Origin of the sequence: Gordonia sp. PS3, assembly GCF_041950545.1 — a bacterium.
GTDB classification, from domain to species: Bacteria; Actinomycetota; Actinomycetes; order Mycobacteriales; family Mycobacteriaceae; genus Gordonia; species Gordonia sihwensis.
Window position 1 is genome coordinate 280,090 of the sequence record NZ_CP169524.1, and the last position, 18,575, is coordinate 298,664.

The window sequence follows — 18,575 nt, forward strand, 5'->3', positions numbered from 1 at the left end:
TTCGTTCACGAACTCGGACCTACGGCTGCCACCAGGGACGCAGCGGTAGATTCGTGGTTCCGTCGAGCTGCATCTTGGTCGCCAGGACGTGGTGCAGCTGCACGATGTCCCGTTCGAAGCCGATGCGGCATCCCGCCATGTACAGCCCCCACAGGCGGGCGGTGCCTTCGCCGACCTCGGCGACCGCCTCGTCCCAGTTCGCGACGAGGTTGGCGTTCCAGTCGCGCAGCGTCATCGCGTAGTGGTGGCGGAAGTTCTCCTCGTGCAGCACTTCGAGGCGCGAGACGTCCTGCATCTTCGAGATGATGGTGCCCGATCCCGTGAGTTCGCCGTCGGGGAACACGTAGCGGTCGATGAACGGGCCGGCCTTGCTCCGCGAACGGTTGTCGGGGCGGGTGATCGAATGGTTCAGGATGAGGCCGCCGGTGCGGACCTTGTCGCGCATGAATCCGAAGTACTTCGGGTAGTTGGCGACGCCGATGTGCTCGGTGAGTCCGATCGACGAGATGGCGTCGAAACCCGTTTCGGTGACGTCGCGGTAGTCGCTGAAGCGGACCTCCGCGAACTTCGACAGCCCCTGCTCCTCGATCGCCTGCTGCGCCCACTTGGCCTGCTCGCTGGAGAGGGTCACTCCCAGTGCGTGGACGCCCTGGCGCGCGGCGTACCGGACCATCCCGCCCCAGCCGCAGCCGATGTCCAGGAGACGGTCGCCGGGCTGCAGGTTCAGCTTGTCGAAGATCAGCCGGTACTTGTTCTCCTGTGCCTCCTCGAGGGTGGCGTCGGCGTTCGGGTACACCGCGCAGGTGTAGGTCATCGATTCACCGAGCACCAGCTCGTAGAAGCGGTTCGAGACGTCGTAGTGGTAGTGGATGGCCTCGGCGTCACGCTCGCGGCTGTGTCGCAGCCCCTCGGCGAACCGGCGCCAACGGGGCAGGCTCTCCTGCGGGGGCGGCGGGATCAGCTTGAAATGCTCGAGCCCGATGGCCCTCGCCACCTGAGCCATCTCCAGCGGGCTCGGCTTGGAGAACTTCAGATCGGCGGCCAGTGCCTGCAGTGCGCTGTACGGGTCGCCGGGATGCGCACCGATCAGCTCGAGGTCGCCGGAGACGTAGGCCCGGGCGAGCCCGAGGTCGCCGGGCGCCGTCACGAGGTACGTGGTGCCGCGCGAGGTCTTGAGATTCAGCCCGTACTCGGCGTCCTCGGGTCCCGCGGTGCTGCCGTCGTATGCCGTGATCCGTACGGCGAGATCGTCGCCGACGAGGGTTTCGAAGATCTGGGCCAGCTTCATGCGCGTTTCACCGCTTTCTCGTAAAGGCCGAGCAGACGGCCGCGGGGATCGTAGCGACGCTTGAGATCGTCGTACGCCTCGCCGCCGTAGAGGTCGTCGAATTCTTCCGAGCCGTAGAAGGATTCGGAGTAGAGGGACTTGTGTCCGCCCAGCTCGCTGACTTTCTGCTCGATGATCCGGTTGGTGTGCCCGGGCCGGCCGGGGGTGACGGGCACCCCGGACCAGAACCCGATGTTGACGTAGAACTTCCCGCGCTCCAACGGATACAGGGTCCACGGCTGGACGGTCTCGTCGTCGCCGGCGACGGCGATCGGCGACGGCTCGGCCAGTTTGAGCGGACAGAGCCAGATCGGTTCGATCGGGATCTCGTCCAGGAACCAGTCGACGAAATCGGCCGTTCGCTCGATCGGGACCTCGATGTCCTGAACCACCCGCTCGGTGGGCGGCAGACCTTTGACGGCGTTCAGCTTGTCGCCGATGTTCCACCGCTGGTCGTGTCCGATCAGCTTCCAGTAGAAGCTGCTGCGCAGGTACTTGGCGGGCCAGAACCGGCGGATGCGCGGATTCTGGGCACCGAATGCGCGGGAGCACCAGAACCAGTCGGTGTCCCAGCGCCAGAGATAGTCACGGATGGTCAGCCGATCGCGTTTGGGTTCGGCGCCGTCGTGCTGGATGGATCGGTAGAAGATGTTCGCGTCGGTGTAGTCGCTCACCGGGCCGGGCTCGTCGGTCTGCCGTCCGAGCACGGCGTACGCCTCGTCGGAGGTGAAGACGACCCCGTCGAGATAGTCGACGCGCTCGCCGCGGTATTCGCGGTCGGTCGCGACCCGGTCGAGCAGATCCTGGAGCTCGCGGGTGCTGTGCACGCGAACGTGACGCAACTCGACGAAGGGCGGAACCGGTTCGAGCCTGATCTTGAGTCGGACCGAATACCCAAGCGTCCCATAGGAATTGGGGAATCCGAAGAACAGGTCGCGGTGCTCGTTGTCGGGTGTCGCGACGATCAGTTCGCCCGATCCGGTCAGGATCTCCATCTCGAGCACCGACTCGTGCGGGAGACCGTTGCGGAACGAGGTGCTCTCGATACCGAGCCCGGTGACGGCGCCGCCGAGGGTGATCGTCTTGAGCTGCGGGACCACCAGGGGCACGAGTCCGTACGGCAGAGTCGCATCCACGAGGTCCTCGTAGGTGCACATCCCCGCGACCTGCGCGGTCTGTTCCTCGGGATCGACCGAGATCACGCGATGCAGTTCGGAGACGTCGAGACCCGGAGCGGACGTCTCGGCCCTCTTGCGGAACAGATTCGACGTCTTCTTCGCCAGTCGCACAGTGGCGCCGTCGGGGATAGCTCGGTAGCTGTCGAGAAGTTTCTGCTTGCCGCGCGCGAAGGCGGCATCGTCGTACTCGGATGCGTTCAAAGCCACATTCCTACCGTAGCCTGATCGCCGTACGGTGAACGAAGTGAATCGGACCCAAGACGAGTTCAGAAGGAGCCTTCCGACGTGGGACAGCTAACAGCCAGCGCAGCAATCCAGATCAACGCCGCTCCCGAGGCCGTCAGTGCGGCCCTGGCCGACTACGCGAACGTGCGCGAGGGCATTCTTCCCGAGAACTACCGCGACTATCGCGTCGACGAGGGCGGCAACGGTTCGGGAACGGTGGTCCACTGGATTCTGCAGGCCACCGAGAAGCGCAAGCGCGACGTGCTGGCCGACGTGACGGTCGCGGGCGACACGATCACCGAGACCGATCGCAATTCGACGATGGTCACCACCTACCGCGTCACTGCCGAGGGCACCGGCTCGCGCGTCGAGACCACGACGAGTTGGAAGGGCGCGGGCGGCATCGGCGGGTTCTTCGAGAAGACCTTCGCCCCGAAGGGACTCAACCGCATCCAGACGGCCCTTCTCACCAATCTCAAGCAGCGTCTCGAGAGCTGAGCTGAGCCGCAGGGGACGCCGCCGCGTCAAACCGCTGACCGCCCGGGACGGCATCGATGCCACCCGGGTGGTTCTGCGTCTGCCGGACGGCCCCGGCGGGTGGTCGGTGCGTGAGGCGCTCCTCGCGGCTCCGGTCCTGACCGGCGTCACTGCGGCCGATCTGGAGTTGCGGTCGCGCACCGGTGAACTGGTCGACGCCGACGGCCGTCCGGTCGATCTCGATGCGCCGGTGCTCCGACCGGTTCCGGTGTACCTGTACCGCGACCCGCCGCGGGAGCCGCCGGTGCCCTTCGACATGCCGATCCTGCACCTGGACGACGATCTCGTGGTGGTCGACAAACCGCACTTCCTCGCCACGATGCCGCGCGGAGCGCATGTGGCGCAGACGGCGCTGGTGCGGTTGCGTCGCGAACTCGGCTCCGACGACGTGGCCCCGGCACACCGGCTCGACCGGTTGACGGCGGGCGTGCTGCTGTTCACGCGCCGCCGCGAGGTGCGGGCCGCCTATCAGGAACTCTTCGCGCAGCGGCGCGTTCGCAAAGAGTATCGGGCGATCGCGCCGGCGGACGACGCTCTGGCCGGCGGCGTGCGGATCGAGAACCGGATCGTCAAGACCGCGGGCGACCTGCGTGCCCGCGTCGTCGAGGGCGAGGTGAACGCGATCAGCGACATCGAACTGTCGACCCGGCTCGGCGACGGGCTGGCCGAATACCGTCTGGCGCCGCACACCGGCCGCACCCACCAGCTCAGGATGCACATGGCTCAGCTCGGCGTCCCGATCGTCGGCGATCCGCTGTACCCCGAGGTCGACGCCGACCTGGCGGCCGCACCGGATCGTGGTGACTTCTCCCGGCCCCTCCGGCTCGTCGCCGCGGCACTGGAGTTCACCGATCCGTTCAGCGGTGAGCGCCGGGAGTTCCGCACCGCCCGCTGAGCGGCGAGCGCAGGGGTCTCCGGCGCGTATCCTCGCGGTCGTGGCGATCATCGGATCCTTCGAACGGCACCCGGACCTCGGCTGCGAGGGTGTGGTGTTCCTCGACGAGGACTCGGACGCCTGCTTCCAGTTGCTGCGCGATCTCCCCGGTGGTCCCCGGGCCGGTGAATACTGTGTGACCACGGGCGCGAGCGCCCCGGTGTACGGGGGCGTCGTGCAGTGGCGCCGCGTCGGTGACGACCGTTTCGAGTTCGCGCTCGCACCGCGAGCGGCTCGACTCTTCGGCGACGAGGTGCTGTCGTTCCGCGTGGTACCGGGTTCGGGCACCACGGTCGCCGAACTCGCCGAACACGTCGAGCGTCTCCTGGCCGGTCCCGGCGACTACCCTGGGAGTCGTGACTGACGCATTCGACCCCAGTGCGCTGTTCGGCGGCGCCGGCGGCGACAACCCGATGGCCGGGCTGATGGCCCAGGTTCAGCAGATGCAGACCCAGATGGAGACGGCGCACGCGGAGATCTCCGCGACGTCGGTGGTGGGGTCGGCGGGCAACGGACTGGTGACGGTGACCGGTGACGGCGCCGGGACGGTCTCCGCCGTCGAGATCTCGCCGGAGGTGGTCGATCCCGCGGACGTCGAGACGTTGCAGGATCTGATCGTCGGTGCGTTCGCCGACTTCGTGGCTCAGCGCGATGCCCTGGTCGCGGAGAAGATGGGGCCGCTGGCGGGCGGCGGACTGCCCGGCCTGGGCTGACGGACTGGCGCATGTACGAAGGCCCGATCCAGGATCTGATCGACCAGCTCGCGAAACTTCCCGGGCTGGGTCCCAAGGGTGCTCAGCGGATCGCCTTCCACCTGCTCGCGGGCGAGAACGTGGAGATCGACCGGCTGATCGCCGCCCTCGGACACGTGCGCGACGACGTCACCTTCTGCGTCGAGTGCGGCAACGTCGCCGCCGATCGGCTGTGCCGCATCTGCGGCGACCCCCGCCGGGACGTCACGAAGATCTGCGTGGTCGAGGAGCCGAAGGACATCTACGCGATCGAGCGGACCAAGGAGTTCGACGGCCGCTACCACGTCCTCGGCGGTGCGCTCGACCCGCTGTCCGGCATCGGCCCCGACCAGCTCCGGATCCGCGAACTGCTGCGTCGTCTGGGCGACCAGCCCGACGGCCAGGACGTCTCCGAGATCATCGTCGCGACCGATCCCAACACCGAGGGCGAGGCGACGGCGACATATCTGCTGCGCATGCTCAAAGACTTCCCCGGGCTGTCCGTGACCCGTCTGGCGTCGGGACTTCCGATGGGCGGCGACCTCGAGTTCGCCGACGAACTGACCCTCGGCCGCGCGCTGTCCGGTCGGCGCATCCTGGTCTGAGCGTTGGCCGACGACCACCTTCCACCGGCGGAGCGCGATCCCTCACCGCAGGACTGGGCGTGGCTGGCCGACGAGATCGCGGTCCGCGGAGGGCTGACCGACGCCATGGTGGCGATCGACGGTCCGTCGGGGGCGGGCAAGAGCACGTTCGCAGCGCAGCTCGTCCGTGCGCTCGCCGAGCGCGGCCGCGCCTCAGTGCTGGTCAGCACCGACGACTACGCGACGTGGGACGACCCCGCCTCGTGGTGGCCGGAACTGGTTCACGATGTGATCCGCGCCTACGAACGGCGTCACGACTACTTCTATCGGCCCCGGGTCTGGGTGGACGGCCGACCGGAGGTGGGGCCGGAGGTCTGGATGCGGTGGCAGCCGATTCTGATCGTCGAGGGCGTGACGTCGGCGCGGCGCTGCACGGCCGATCGTTTCACGCATCGGTTCTGGATCGACGGTCCTCCCGCCGCCGACCGGTTGCGCCGAACCGTGCAGCGTGACGGCGAGGCCGAACGCGATCATCTGGCCCGGTGGCAGGACTTCGAGGAGGGCTGGTTCGCGGTCGACGACACGCGGGCGAGGTGCCGGGTGCTCGGTTAGCGAGCGGCGGCGAGCCGTTCCCGGCGCAGCCGGTCCACCTGCGGCAGGTCGAGAGGCTCCAGTTCCGTGCCGACCGCCTTCGACAGCAGATAGTCGGCCAGTTCGGGATTTCGTGCGAGGACCGGGCCGTGCATGTAGGTGCTGACGACACTGCCTTGCACGGCGCCTTCCACGCCGGCGCCGGCGCCGTTGCCGACACCGTGGCGGACCCGGCCCAGCGGTGCGGCCGCGGCGCCCAGGGAGGTCGCGCCGCGGTGGTTCTCGAACCCGGAGAGCGGTTGGCTGAGACCGTCGATGATCGGTGCGGTCACGAGCTCGCCGATCGCCCGGGACTGCCTCGGAGAGGTGGTGAGGTCGAGCATGCTGATCCCCGCGACGCGCTCGCCCGCAGCGGTCTCGTACCAGTGACCCAGCACTTGGATCGCCGCGCAGATCGCGAGCACCGGGCGTCCGGCGTCCGCCGCGCGCTGCAGCCCCGGATACCGCTGCAGATGACGGGTGGCGAGCCGCTGGGCGTAATCTTCGGCGCCGCCGAGCGTGTAGACGTCGAGCGACTCGGGTACCTCGTCGTCGAGCGTGATCGAGACGATCTCGGCGTCGATGCCTCTCATGCGCGCACGCTGTCGCAGGACGAGGGCGTTTCCGCCGTCGCCGTAGGTGCCCATCACATCGGGAAGCACCAGACCGATCCGCAGGGTCGATTCGCTCATCGGGCGTTGTCCTCCACAGTGTTCTCGACCGGCCGGGCTCCGGCGCGTTCCAGTGCGACGCCGAGGTCGCGGAATGCGGTGTAGTTGGCGAGCACTTCCACTCGGCCCGGTGGACAGGCGGCGATCGCCGCGAACGGATCGTCGGTCACCGTGTGCTCGGCGCCCGCGTACAGCAGACGCACCGAGAGGTCGGCGGCGCGCTCGCCCGAGGCGACCACCTCGACCTGCTCGAACTCTTCGAAGCGCACGTCCCAGAGCCACGAGAGGTCTTCCCCGTCGGGGACCTGCCCGTTCACCGCGATCACCAGACTGTCGGCGTCGGTGTCGATCATCGCCAGGGCCTCCTGCCAGCCGGCCGGATTCTTCGCCAGCAGGGTCCTGATCCGATGGTCGCCCAGCTGCACGGTCCCGTATCGGCCGGCCACTTCGCCGACGGTGCCGACGGCCGCGACGGCGTCCGCGGGGTCGGCGCCCATCGCGACGGCGGTCGCGACGGCCTGGGTGGCGTTGCCGCGATTGGCCCGGCCCGGCACCCTCAACGCCATCGGTGCGACGAACCCGTCCGGGCCGTAGATCTTGTCGTCGTCGAACCACCACTGCGGGGCCGGGCGCCGGAAGCGCTCGTCGCCGGTCGAGTACCAGTCCTCACCGTGGCGCACGATCGGCTCTCCCGACCGCGGGCAGCTCACCGAGTCGCCCACCCAGCCGGCCCCCGCGGCCACCCACACCACGTTCGGAGCGTCGAAGGCCGCCGAGGTGACGAGCACGTCGTCGCAGTTCGCGACCACCACCGCGTCCGGGTGGCGGGCGATTCCCCCGCGCAGACTCTGCTCGATGATGTTGATCTCGCCGACGCGGTCGAGCTGGTCGCGGGAGAGGTTCAACAGGGTGAAGACACGCGGCGACGTGTTGTCGGCGACGTGGGCCACGTGCAGTTCGTCCACTTCCAGCGCGGCGACCGGGGCGTCGGGCTGGAGGCTGAGCGTCGCGATGATGCCCGCGTCCATGTTGGCGCCGTCGGCCTGGGTCGCCACTTCGCCGAGCCCGGCGAGGGCGGCGGCGGTCATGCGGGTGGTCGTCGACTTGCCGTTGGTTCCGGTGATCAGCGCGATCTCGCGGCCGGCGGCGAGCCGGAGCATGATGCGCGGATCGATCTTCTCAGCGACGAGGCCGCCGATCATCGAGCCCTTCCCACGGCCGGCGGCACGCGAGGCCCAGCGGGCCGCGGCAGCGGCGGTGAGTGCCACGCGAGTGCGGACGGGCGGGCGCGGACGGTCAGGGATGCGGCGGGCTTCCGACATTCCACGAGTTTCCCATATCCGGGGAGCACGATCGCCCGGCGCCGACTGTGAGGGCGGTGACAGCCCAGCTCACGCGTGTCGCGGCAGCGTGCGGTCGGTCAATGTCAGGGTCGCCGCGCACAGGCCGATCGCCATGGTGGCCCATCCGACGATGTGGAACCCGGCGTCGGTGGCCCGACTGCCGAACGCCGCGGCGATCAGGCCCGCGGAGGTGATGGCGCCGATGTACGCGAAGGTCCGGTACAGGCCGGATGCGACGCCCACCTGGTCGGCCGGGGACTGCATGAAGAGGGCCGCCTGGTTGGCGAAGCTGTTCAGGCCGTTCGCCAGACCGACCAGCAGCGACATGGCGAGGATCGCCCAGACCGGGGCGTCGTGGCGCAGCGCGAGCATCACGGCTCCGGCCGCGCAGAACGCCATGCCGGTCGCGATCAGCGGGCTGCGGACGGTGCTGCGCCGGGAACAGACGGCGGCGACGACGATACTCGTCGCCGACATCGGAGCGAGGAGCATGCCGACCTGCGTCGGCCGGTAGCCGGCCGCGTCCTCCATCCATTGGCTGACGCCGTACATGGTCGTGTACATGCCGAGCGAGGCGAGCGTCTGCCGCAGATAGGTGCGGATCAGCGGGCGGTTCGACACCAGCATCCGGACGTCGATCAACGGAGTCGAGAACCGGCGTTCCCATCCGATGAGGACGGCGGTCGCCGCCACGGCCACCGCCGCGAGCCACCACGTCGACGCGCTGGGCGAGTCGATGAATTGGAGTGCGCTGACGATCGCCACGGCGAACGCCACGATGCCCAGAGGGTCGACGGCGGTCAGAGTCCGACGCAGGTCGGTCGGCCAGGCCACGGTGTCCTTCGGCACACCGGTGAGCACCAGGAGCAGAGCGGCGAGGGCGGCGGGAACATTGATGAAGAACACCGCTCGCCAGCCGAAGACGCCGGTGAGGACGCCGCCGATCGGCAGTCCGACCATCGCGATCACCTGTCCGGTGATCGAGAAGACGCCTAGGATCCGGCTGGGCACTCCGACGCCGGCGGCGTCCGACCGCTTGCGGATCAGCGACATCGCCATCGGATACGCGGCGGAGGTGCCGACGCCGAGCAGTGCGCGGGAGGCCACCAGCGCCCCGAACGACCAGCCCGCTGCGCCGATGACGCCGGCGGTCAGCACGAGCCCGATCCCCGCGATCATCACGCGCCGCTCGCCGAACAGCGGGCCCAGCTTGCCCATGGTGGGCTGGGCGACGGCGCTGCACAGATAGAGCACCGAGATCAGGATCGCGGTGTCGGCGGGGCCGCGGTGGAAGTCGACGCCGATGCCCACCATCGCGGTCGCGATCAGCGAGCTGTTGATCGGGTTGAGGACCGACGCCAGGATCAGCGGCGCGGTGAATCCGATGCCGAACGGATGGGCGTCGAGGCGGCGGTCGGTGTCTGTTCTCACGCCCGGGTCAGCGCAGCGATGACGTCCGCGGCCGATCCCGTCTCGGCGACCTTCGGCAGGACGGAGGCGGCGCTGTAGGCGTGCCGCGACCCTTCGCTGTCCGAGCAGGCGTCGAGGGCGACGGTGACGTTGTATCCGAGCTCGTAGGCCTGCCGCGCGGTCATCTCGACGCCGATCGACGTCGACACGCCGACCACCACCACCTGGGTGACGCCACGCTCGCGCAGCAGTCGGTGCAGGGGCGTCTCGGTGAAGGCGCCCGGCGACCGCTTCGTGACGCGCCACGCGTCCGGGGCGTCGGAGAAGGGTGCTACCGAGTCGCTCCAGCCGGAGGGGAACTCCATGGGCGGGCCGGAGAGGTCGGTGCGGCCGGGCGGCACGGCGTCGACGGTGACGATGACCACCGGCAGCCCTCGCGCGCTGAACGCGTCGGTCAGCGCCGCGGAACGCTCGACCACGTCCGCGAAGCTGTGCGGTGCGAGGTCGCGGCCCGACAGCCCCTTCTGGAGGTCGATGACGATCAGTGCGGCGTCGCGGTCGACTGCGGTGACAGGCATGGTGATCCTTTCGTGGGGCGGAGGTGCTTCAGGGCTGGTCCGCGATGCGGCCGAGCAACTCGATCGCATCGGCCAGGCGGGCCACCTCGTCCGGAGTGAGGGCCGCGTCGACGGCGTGCGCGAGCCAGTCCGCTCGCTGGAGCCGTCCGGTGGTCAGTTCCGTGCGGGCGTTCTCGGAGAGGGCGAGCAAGGTGCGGCGGCGATCGGTCGGATCGGGGGAGCCGACCACCAGGCCGGCGTCGGTGAGGGCGGCGACGATCGCGGCCATCGACTGCTGACGCACACCGTGCGCACGGGCGAGATCGGCTGTGGAACAGGCGCCGTGGCGATCGAGGTAGCCGATCACGGCCGACTGCGAACGGGTGAGGTCCAGGACCGACGAATTGGCCCTCAGTTTCCGGTTCAGCTCGGCGATCGTTGCGCGCAGACGGTTTCCGACTTCGGCGGACGAGTGCTGGACCATGAGTGCAACTCTAGCAATTAGACAGCTAACTGCACAGTCAACTGTTCTTATCTGAGGGGTGACCCGATGAGTTGACGGTGATAAGTTCTGCACTGTGAGTCGCGCAACAGCAGTCGAACTGCCCATGTCATTCAAGATCCAGCGGACCGCGCTCAAGGCGTCGGCCAAACTGCCCGCACCCGTGCGGAAGGCGATGAGCCGCCTGACGACGGTGAACGGCGACGGTGATCGTCTCGACCCGATGCTCGCACTGGTCGTGACCGCGGCGGCCTACATTCCATCGTTGGCGCTGGTCGGCGATCTGGTCTCCCGATCACGGCAGTCGATGGACTATCACAGCGCGATGATGGCGGAGGCCTTCGAGCCGTTCGCCGTCGAAGAGGATCTGGTGATCGACACCGACGCCGGAGGCGTGCCCGTCACGCGATACAGCCTCGAGGGCAAGGGCCGAGGACTGATCGTCTTCTATCACGGCGGCGGGTTCGTCCTGGGCAGCCGGGCCAGCCACGACTCGGTGGTCCGGGCGCTCGCGATCGCCTCGGGCGCCGACGTGCTGTCGGTGGATTACCGGTTGGCCCCCGAGCACCTCTTCCCGGCGGCGGTCGACGACTCCGTGGCGGCTTGGCGCTACGCCGTCGAGAAGGCGCCGGACTGGGGCGTCGATCCGCGTCAGATCGCGGTGGCCGGTGATTCCGCGGGAGGCAATCTCGCTGCGGTCGTCGCACAGCAGGTGCGTGGCGAGGAGATCACCCCGTGTCTGCAATTGCTGATCTATCCGGTGGTCGACATGTCGCGGAAGCGGCCGTCGGTCCATGAGTTCTCCACCGGCTACTACCTCACCGAGGAACAGATCGACTACTTCTGCGACACCTACCTGGCTTCGCGCGACCAACTGTCCGATCCTCGGGTCTCGCCATTGCTTGCCGAAGATCTCTCCGGGTTGTCGCCCGCCCACGTGGTGGTCGCCGGGTTCGACCCGCTGCGGGACGAAGGCCTCGAGTACGCGGCTGCGCTCGAACAGGCCGGCGTCCCGGTGACCGTGGAACGCGCCGGGACGATGATCCACGGATTCGCGAATATGGCGCTGCTGAGCCCGGACGCGCAGGCCACCGTCCGGCGGATGGGCGAGGCTGTGGCGAAGGCGGTCGCCTCGGCCGGATAGAGGGTCCGCCCGGCGCTCCCGCCGGGCGGACGTCCTCGCCCCGCCTGGGCCGCTACACCGCGATCCGCACGGGCTTCGGCATCAGTTGGGCGGCCGCTGCACCGACCGCGACCAGTCCGATCATCACCAGGAACGAGACCCGGTAGCCGGTGGCGAGGCCGTATGCGCTCGACACCGACGAGTACACCGTGCCGATCACCGCCGCACCCGTCGCCACCGACAGTGCCTGCACGGTGTTGAACACGCCGGACGCCGCGCCGGCGAGCCCGACCGGCACGTCGTTCAGAACCAGCAGGCCGGCGGCCCCGACGATGAGTCCGAAACCAGCGCCTGCGACGATGAGTGCGACGGTGAACCACAGGGCCGGATGGGCCGAGCGGTCGGCGACGATCATGGACGTCATCCCGACGATGAACACCCACGCTCCGCCCTGCAGGACGTGCTTGCCGAATCGGGCGGCCAGGACAGTCGCGGACAGACCGGCGAAGACGGGTACGGCGATCGAGAACGGCACCCACATCAGGCCGGTGTGCAGGACCGACCAGCCGTGCGCGGCCTGGACGTGCAGGGACTGGACGAGGAAGTACCCGCCGGTCGGGATGCTCAGTGCGGTGAACGCGGTCAGCCCCGCGGTGAACGAACGAGACCGGAACACCGCGGGCGGAACCAGCGGTGTTCCGCCTGCGCGAGCAGTGATGACCTGCCGCCGAGCGAAGAGTGCAAGGCCGGCGACGCCCGCCGCCATCATGACGAATCCCCAAGCGGGCCAATCATTCTCCGGTCCCAGTGTGACCGGCGCCATCAACGCTGCCAGCGAACCGCCGAGCAGCGCCGCGGAGATCGGCGTGATGGGCGCGGGACGGGAAGCGTAAGTCTCCGGGATGAAGACGCGCGCCGCGACCAGGGCGAGCAGCGCCACCGGGACGTTGATGAGGAACACCGGCCGCCACGAGAGTCCGAACCAGTCGCCCGAGGTGATGACGGCGCCCAGCACCGGACCGGCCACGGCGGCGATCCCGATGACGGAGGTGAACAGTCCCATCGCGCGGCCGCGTTCGGCGGGTGGATAGAGCACCTGGATGTTGGTCAGCACCTGCGGGATCATCAGTGCCGCCGCGGCACCCTGCAGGATCCGGAACACGACGAGTTGCGTCGGCGTGTCGGCGAGACCGCAGGCCAGTGAGGTGACGCCGAAGGCGACGAGACCGATGAGGAACAGTCGGCGTCGACCGAACCGATCTCCCAGACGGGCACCGAGCACGAGCCCGGTCGCGTAGGCGAGCGGATAGCCCGCGACGATCCACGACATCGCGGTCGGCGACGCGCCGAGATCGGCACTCATCGTCCGCAGTGCGACGTTGACGACCGTGGCGTCCATCAACTCCATGAACGACGCCGCCAACAGGCAGACCAAGGCGACGGTCCGGGCGCGCCCGACGATCGGCGGACTGTCCAAACTCCTCGTGGACGCGGTTGCCAGGGGAGGGGGCTCGGCTGTGACGGTCATCGGGAACTCCTGTGGTGATGGGGGTCTGTTGCACCGATGACGCTACGAACCATTGCGGACGATTCCCGTCCGGAAGAGCGGCGGATAATCCGGTCAGTTTCTGTCCGTTGTTTGGGGCATGATGCAGTCATGGCCGATACGACGACGCGGACGCTGAAGCTGCTGGCGCTGCTCCAAGCGCACCGCCTGTGGTCGGCGGTGGAACTGGCCGACCGTCTGGAGACCACCGAGCGGACCGTGCGCCGCGACGTCGAACGGCTTCGGGATCTCGGCTATCCGGTGCAGTCGGTGCGGGGCAGCGGCGGCGGATACCAACTGGCTCCCGGCGGGTCGCTGCCGCCGCTGGTGGTGGACGAGGAGGAGGCCGTCGCGATCGTGAGTGCGCTGCGGACGGCCGCGCACGGTTCGGCCGCCGGTATGGCGGAGGCCTCGGTGCGGGCGCTGGCCAAGGTGATGCAGGTGCTGCCGCCTCGGCTGCGCCGGCGTGCGGATGCGCTGCGGGCCATGAGCGTGTTGCTCCCCGGCGAACAGCAGGCGCCGGCCGTGGACGCCGAGACCCTGACGACAGTGGCATTGGCGTGCCGGGACGCGACGGAGCTCACCTTCGATTACGCGCCCGCACCGCGGGCCGGACGTGCGTCCGGCACTCGCCGCACCGAGCCGCTGCGGTTGATTCCCGTCGGTCGCCGATGGTACCTGCTCGCGTACGACCTCGATCGTCAGGACTGGCGCACGTTCCGGCTCGACCGGCTCAGCGCTGCTCAACCGCAGAAGCGGCGGTTCGCGCCGCGTGCGGTGCCGGGCGGCGACCCCGCGGCCTATGTGCGTGAGAGCCTGCGCGGAGGCCGGGACCAACTCCAGGTGCGCGCCGTGGTTCACGCCGAGCCGGAGGCGGTGCGCGGCCGCATCGGCCGGTGGTCGGAGGTCACCGAGCACCCCGACGGCTGCCTGGTCACCATGCAGACCGACGATCCGGGGTGGATCGCGCTGGCGCTCGGCGGACTGGACGCCGACTACGAGTTCGTCGAGGTTCCGGCCGACGTCGTGCGCGCGTTGCGTGGACGCAACGTGCGGGAGGCTCGGGCGCTGTACCTGTCGGAGCGATAGCTTCCGGTCAGCGAGCGAGCCAATCCAGGTACGCGGCGCCTCGCGGTGAGATCTCGCAACCGACCTCGTGACTGATCGTCAGGCCGTACGGCCCACCGGCGAGCCACGGCGGCGGATTCGGTGTTCGCACTCGCACTGTTTTGACCAGTTCTGTCGTCTATTCGGACGACGACCCGCCGGTAAAGAGGACTTTTGTGCCTCTGGTCACATTTCGCGATTCCCGGCCACGGCTTTCCTGACATACCTGTCCTACGAACGTTGTCAATCATCCCAGTGAAGGATTCTTGAATGAGACTGTCCACCAGCCGAGTGCTCGCCGTGGCGAGCGGATCGGTACTTCTAGCCGGAGCGATGGTGGTCGTCGACGCGCCGGCCTCGGCGGCGACGACCGACACCACCTTCCAGTCGATCTGCGTGGCGAGTTCGATCGTGACGGTCAAGAAGCCTGTCGGCAACACGATCACCGTCGACGCTCCGGAGTCGGTGTCCGAGGGCGAGAAGTTCACGATCCGGATTCAGCCGAACCCGTCCTCGTTCCCCGACAAGGATTCCGGTGCCACCACCACCAACCTGTCGCGTTTGAAGTACGACTTCGCCGTCCCGGCGAACTCCACCTTCGTCAGCGCCGATGTGGTGGCGGGATCGTCCGTCGGCCTCAGTGGCGTGGCGCCGAATGTTCTGCTGGTCGACAACAGCGGGAATGTGAGCCCGACGGGCTCGGTCATCAGGCTGTCGGGCAACAACCAGGTCATCGCGAACAGCCCTACGTCGAGCACGAACAGCGAGGGCGGCATCGTCATCCCGAAGACGAAGAAGAACCTCGACGGCACCACCAATTCGAGCGGTGAGACGTGGTTCCGCATGCCGGCGATCGACGTGACGCTGAAGGCGGGCACCGCCGGCGTCATCGAGCCCACCGTGCGGATCGCGGGTAACGCCGCGAACCAGAACGCGAACGAGAACTTCAGTACACAGTTGGCGAAGGCCAGTCTGTTCGGTACTCAGTGGGCCCCGACCCGTTGCTCGCCGCGCGACAGCGACGGTGGCCCGACCAATGCCGGCGCCGGTCCGCTCGCCACCATTCGCGTGGATGCCGCGCCGGTGGATGAGGACACGGTGACCACCTTGTCGGTGCCGGGCGCCGCGACGACCGGTGACGAGGTGACGTTGTCGGCGTCGGTGTCACCGAATCCGGGTGGGGGCACTGTGCAGTTCAAGGCTGATGGAGCGAATCTGGGTGCTCCGGTGGCTGTCTCCGGCGGTGCGGCTGTGCTGAAGCATTCGTTCGCCTCGGCCGGGGACAAGGAGGTCACCGCGGTGTTCTCGGGTGCGGCCGGGTTCTCCGGCTCGACGTCGGAGGCCAAGACCATCAAGGTCTCCGATCCCGAGCCGAGCGAGACGGAGACCAGCGTGAAGGTGATCGCTCCCGCGACCGCGAAACCGGGTGCCGCAGTGGAGCTCAAGGCGGAGCTGACGCCGGCCGACCTGACCGGCGGGACAGTGCAGTTCAAGGTCAACGGCGACGACGTCGGCGGGCCCGTGACGGTCTCCGGCGGCGCGGCGAAGCTGCAGCACGCGTTCGCGGCCGCCGGAGACTTCACCGTCACCGCGGTTTACAGCGGCACGGCGGGCCATTCCGGTGCTATCTCCGGTCCGGTCATCGTCTCGGTGAATGATGACGCCGATCCTCCGACTCCCGGAACTCCCGACGGCGACGGAAGCCTCGGCAGCAGCAGCGGCAGTCTGGGCGGCGGTGTCGTCTCCGACCTCGTCCGAGGACTCTTCTGACAGCCGGGCACCGGGCGTGAACGCACCGAACCCCGCGAGCTTCGGTTCGCGGGGTCCGGTGCGTTCGGGGTTCAGTGCTCGGTTCGGCTGCGACGCGGGCGCGTCAGGGAGCCCACGTGCGGGCGCCCTCGGCGGCGGTCTCGGCCGGCGTCTCGGTGCGGAAGGCCCGGTTCACCGCGGAGACGACGGCGCGCAGGCTCGCGGTCGTGATCGACGAGGCGATGCCGACGCCCCATACCGTCTCGCCGTTGATCTCCGCCTCGACGTAGCTCGCGGCCTCGGCATCGCCGCCGGCCGTCATCGCGTGCTCCGAGTAGTCGAGGACCCGGACGTCGTACCCGATGGTCGACAGAGCGTCGACGAAAGCGGCCAGCGGACCGTTGCCCGATCCGGAGATCTCCTTCTCGGCGCCGTCGACGAGAACCGTCGCGGTCACCGAGTCCTCGCCGTCGTCGGTCTCGGCAGCCGAAACCTGTTGCCGCACCCGCTCGAGTGGCTTCACGGGCTCCAGGTACTCGCGGGAGAACACGTCCCACATCGCCTTCGGGTTCACCTCGCCGCCCTCGCCGTCGGTGATCTTCTGGATCTCGCGGCTGAACTCGATCTGCAGTCGACGCGGCAGATCCAGTCCGTGGTCGGCCTTCATGATGTACGTGACGCCGCCCTTGCCGGACTGGCTGTTCACCCGGATCACGGCCTCGTAGTTGCGGCCCACGTCCTTCGGGTCGATGGGCAGGTAAGGGACCTGCCACAAGATGTCGTCGACGTCCTTGTCGGCTTCGTCGGCGTCGACCTTCATCTGGTCGAGGCCCTTGTTGATGGCGTCCTGATGGCTGCCGGAGAACGCGGTGTAGACCAGGTCGCCGCCGTACGGGTGCCGCTCGGGAACGTTCAGCTGGTTGCAGTACTCGACGGTCCGGCGGATCTCGTCGATGTCCGAGAAGTTGATCTGCGGGTCGACACCGCGGCTGAACAGGTTCATGCCGAGAGTCACCAGGCAGACGTTGCCGGTGCGCTCGCCGTTGCCGAACAGGCAGCCCTCGATCCGGTCCGCGCCCGCCATGTAACCCAGTTCGGCGGCCGCGACGCCCTCGCCGCGGTCGTTGTGCGGGTGCAGGCTCAAGATGATCGAGTCACGGCGCGCCAGATTCCGGTGCATCCATTCGATGGAGTCCGCGTACACGTTGGGCGTCGTCATCTCGACGGTCGCGGGCAGGTTGATGATCAACGGCTTGTCGGGGGTCGGGGCGATCACCTCGGAGACGGCGTCGCAGACCTCCTTGGCGTAGCTCAACTCGGTGCCCGTGTAGCTCTCGGGGGAGTACTCGTAGCGCCAGTTGGTGTCGGGGTACTTCTGCTCCTCGGCCAGGCACAGTTCGGCCGCGTCGGTGGCGATCTTGGTGATCGCGGCCTTGTCGGCGCGGAATACGACGCGGCGCTGCAGGACCGACGTGGAGTTGTAGAAGTGGACGATCACGTTCTGCGCGCCGGCGCAGGCCTCGTAGGTGCGGGCGATCAGTTCCGGACGGGCCTGGGTCAGCACCTGGATGGTCACGTCGTCGGGGATGGCGCCCTCGTCGATGATCTCGCGGACGAAGTCGAAGTCGGTCTGGCTCGCGGAGGGGAAGCCCACCTCGATCTCCTTGTAGCCCATGCGGACCAGCAGATCGAACATGCGTCGTTTGCGGGCCGGGCTCATCGGATCGATCAGAGCCTGGTTGCCGTCGCGCAGATCGACGGCGCACCACATCGGTGCCCGGTCGATCACCTTGTCGGGCCAAGTGCGGTCGGGCAGCGCGATCTTCTCGACCTCATCGGCGAAGCTGCGGTAGCGGTGGACGGGCATCGCCGAATTGCGTTGCGGGTTCCAGCTGGGCTGGCCGTCCGGGATGGGTCCGTTGGGCTCGACGATGCGGCTCGGACCGGAGGTGAAAGCGTCTGCTGGTGCCATGAGGGGTCAATCTCCTGATCAAAAGAAGGGGTTTTGACCGGCGCGTGAAGAGGCCCCGCGACGGAGGGCCGGTCGGATCAGACCCCGCCGCGGCAACCGAGGAGGAGTGCACGCTGCATGACATCAACGATAGCACTTGAGTCCGGCGATGCCGGGGCCGGTTGCCATCACAAAAAGTTAGGTTAGGATCACCTTGTTTACAAACTCTTTAGAGAAATGGAGACGAGATGGGCAGCAGCAGCGGAAGCGTGCAGTGGCATGAGGTGCCGATCATCGGCGACCTCGGGGTCGCCTTCGCACAGTCCGATTTCTACAACAGCGTCTGGCTGCCGGTGTGGGACGGATTCGCCATGGGTGTGAATGCGATTCTCGGGCAAGAGATTCTCTGGCACCGCTGATTCGTGAACGGATGCGCCGAGTAGGCGCACTCCTGCGGCAGGGCGCGGGTC

General features: G+C 68.3%; 19 protein-coding genes. 10 read left to right on the forward strand and 9 right to left on the reverse strand.

Translation table 11 applies throughout. From position 1 onward, the window contains the following. Nucleotides 1-19: 19 nt before the first annotated feature. Nucleotides 20-1,288, reverse strand: coding sequence for a class I SAM-dependent methyltransferase (locus ACE11G_RS01290; RefSeq protein ID WP_006897408.1), 1,269 nt, complete (start codon nt 1,286-1,288; stop codon nt 20-22). After that, nucleotides 1,285-2,706: an FAD-binding oxidoreductase gene (locus ACE11G_RS01295; RefSeq protein WP_062366544.1), complete on the reverse strand. Its 1,422-nt coding sequence runs from the start codon at nt 2,704-2,706 to the stop codon at nt 1,285-1,287. Before ACE11G_RS01295 ends, ACE11G_RS01290 begins: the two co-directional genes overlap by 4 nt. A gap of 84 nt (nt 2,707-2,790) precedes the next feature. On the opposite strand from ACE11G_RS01295, the gene ACE11G_RS01300 reads away from it, so the two are divergent. The 6 genes from ACE11G_RS01300 to ACE11G_RS01325 all read left to right on the forward strand — a co-directional run bounded on the left by ACE11G_RS01300 (nt 2,791) and on the right by ACE11G_RS01325 (nt 6,128). After that, complete coding sequence (locus ACE11G_RS01300; RefSeq protein WP_062366369.1) at nt 2,791-3,228, forward strand: SRPBCC family protein; 438 nt, start codon at nt 2,791-2,793, stop codon at nt 3,226-3,228. Nucleotides 3,229-3,295: 67 nt separating this feature from the next. Beyond that, nucleotides 3,296-4,162: a pseudouridine synthase gene (locus ACE11G_RS01305; protein ID WP_006897405.1), complete on the forward strand. Its 867-nt coding sequence runs from the start codon at nt 3,296-3,298 to the stop codon at nt 4,160-4,162. A 40-nt stretch (nt 4,163-4,202) separates the two neighbouring features. After that, a complete protein-coding gene (locus ACE11G_RS01310; protein ID WP_039867793.1) occupies nt 4,203-4,565 on the forward strand; it encodes a hypothetical protein in 363 nt (120 codons plus the stop codon). Further along, a complete protein-coding gene (locus ACE11G_RS01315) occupies nt 4,558-4,914 on the forward strand; it encodes a YbaB/EbfC family nucleoid-associated protein (protein ID WP_006897403.1) in 357 nt (118 codons plus the stop codon). Before ACE11G_RS01310 ends, ACE11G_RS01315 begins: the two co-directional genes overlap by 8 nt. 11 nt (nt 4,915-4,925) lie before the next feature. Further along, complete coding sequence (gene recR / locus ACE11G_RS01320; protein WP_006897402.1) at nt 4,926-5,537, forward strand: recombination mediator RecR; 612 nt, start codon at nt 4,926-4,928, stop codon at nt 5,535-5,537. A 3-nt stretch (nt 5,538-5,540) separates the two neighbouring features. Continuing rightward, on the forward strand, nt 5,541-6,128 hold the full coding sequence (locus ACE11G_RS01325; RefSeq protein ID WP_006897401.1) for a uridine kinase: 588 nt from the start codon (nt 5,541-5,543) through the stop codon (nt 6,126-6,128). Here ACE11G_RS01325 and ACE11G_RS01330 read toward each other — a convergent pair. The 5 genes from ACE11G_RS01330 to ACE11G_RS01350 all read right to left on the reverse strand — a co-directional run bounded on the left by ACE11G_RS01330 (nt 6,125) and on the right by ACE11G_RS01350 (nt 10,611). Next, nucleotides 6,125-6,838: a type 1 glutamine amidotransferase gene (locus ACE11G_RS01330; RefSeq protein ID WP_062366371.1), complete on the reverse strand. Its 714-nt coding sequence runs from the start codon at nt 6,836-6,838 to the stop codon at nt 6,125-6,127. The two genes, ACE11G_RS01325 and ACE11G_RS01330, sit on opposite strands and share 4 nt — an antisense overlap. Then, nucleotides 6,835-8,139 carry a MurT ligase domain-containing protein gene (locus tag ACE11G_RS01335; protein ID WP_062366373.1) on the reverse strand — a complete coding sequence of 435 codons (1,305 nt, stop codon included), beginning with the start codon at nt 8,137-8,139 and terminating at the stop codon, nt 6,835-6,837. Before ACE11G_RS01335 ends, ACE11G_RS01330 begins: the two co-directional genes overlap by 4 nt. 69 nt (nt 8,140-8,208) lie before the next feature. After that, nucleotides 8,209-9,591, reverse strand: a complete 1,383-nt coding sequence (locus ACE11G_RS01340) for an MFS transporter (protein ID WP_045537268.1) — start codon at nt 9,589-9,591, stop codon at nt 8,209-8,211. Next, the gene (locus ACE11G_RS01345; RefSeq protein WP_062366374.1) at nt 9,588-10,148 is read right to left on the reverse strand and encodes an isochorismatase family protein; all 561 of its coding nucleotides are present in this window, start codon (nt 10,146-10,148) and stop codon (nt 9,588-9,590) included. The genes ACE11G_RS01340 and ACE11G_RS01345 overlap by 4 nt, the downstream gene beginning before the upstream one ends. 28 nt (nt 10,149-10,176) lie before the next feature. After that, nucleotides 10,177-10,611, reverse strand: a complete 435-nt coding sequence (locus ACE11G_RS01350; RefSeq protein ID WP_062366376.1) for a MarR family winged helix-turn-helix transcriptional regulator — start codon at nt 10,609-10,611, stop codon at nt 10,177-10,179. A 124-nt stretch (nt 10,612-10,735) separates the two neighbouring features. On the opposite strand from ACE11G_RS01350, the gene ACE11G_RS01355 reads away from it, so the two are divergent. Beyond that, nucleotides 10,736-11,773, forward strand: a complete 1,038-nt coding sequence (locus ACE11G_RS01355; RefSeq protein WP_156479396.1) for an alpha/beta hydrolase — start codon at nt 10,736-10,738, stop codon at nt 11,771-11,773. A 52-nt stretch (nt 11,774-11,825) separates the two neighbouring features. On the opposite strand, the gene ACE11G_RS01360 is transcribed toward ACE11G_RS01355, so the two are convergent. Then, on the reverse strand, nt 11,826-13,280 hold the full coding sequence (locus ACE11G_RS01360) for an MFS transporter (RefSeq protein WP_062366380.1): 1,455 nt from the start codon (nt 13,278-13,280) through the stop codon (nt 11,826-11,828). A 129-nt stretch (nt 13,281-13,409) separates the two neighbouring features. Here ACE11G_RS01360 and ACE11G_RS01365 point away from each other — a divergent pair, with 129 nt between their 5' ends. After that, nucleotides 13,410-14,387, forward strand: coding sequence for a YafY family protein (locus tag ACE11G_RS01365; RefSeq protein ID WP_006897393.1), 978 nt, complete (start codon nt 13,410-13,412; stop codon nt 14,385-14,387). A 288-nt stretch (nt 14,388-14,675) separates the two neighbouring features. Continuing rightward, nucleotides 14,676-16,175, forward strand: a complete 1,500-nt coding sequence (locus tag ACE11G_RS01370; RefSeq protein WP_045537277.1) for an Ig-like domain-containing protein — start codon at nt 14,676-14,678, stop codon at nt 16,173-16,175. A gap of 103 nt (nt 16,176-16,278) precedes the next feature. On the opposite strand, the gene leuA is transcribed toward ACE11G_RS01370, so the two are convergent. Beyond that, entirely contained in the window at nt 16,279-18,126 is a 1,848-nt protein-coding gene (leuA, locus tag ACE11G_RS01375; protein ID WP_045537278.1) for a 2-isopropylmalate synthase, read from the reverse strand. Nucleotides 18,127-18,353: 227 nt separating this feature from the next. On the opposite strand from leuA, the gene ACE11G_RS01380 reads away from it, so the two are divergent. Then, nucleotides 18,354-18,524, forward strand: coding sequence for a hypothetical protein (locus tag ACE11G_RS01380; RefSeq protein WP_156150441.1), 171 nt, complete (start codon nt 18,354-18,356; stop codon nt 18,522-18,524). Nucleotides 18,525-18,575: the final 51 nt, after the last annotated feature.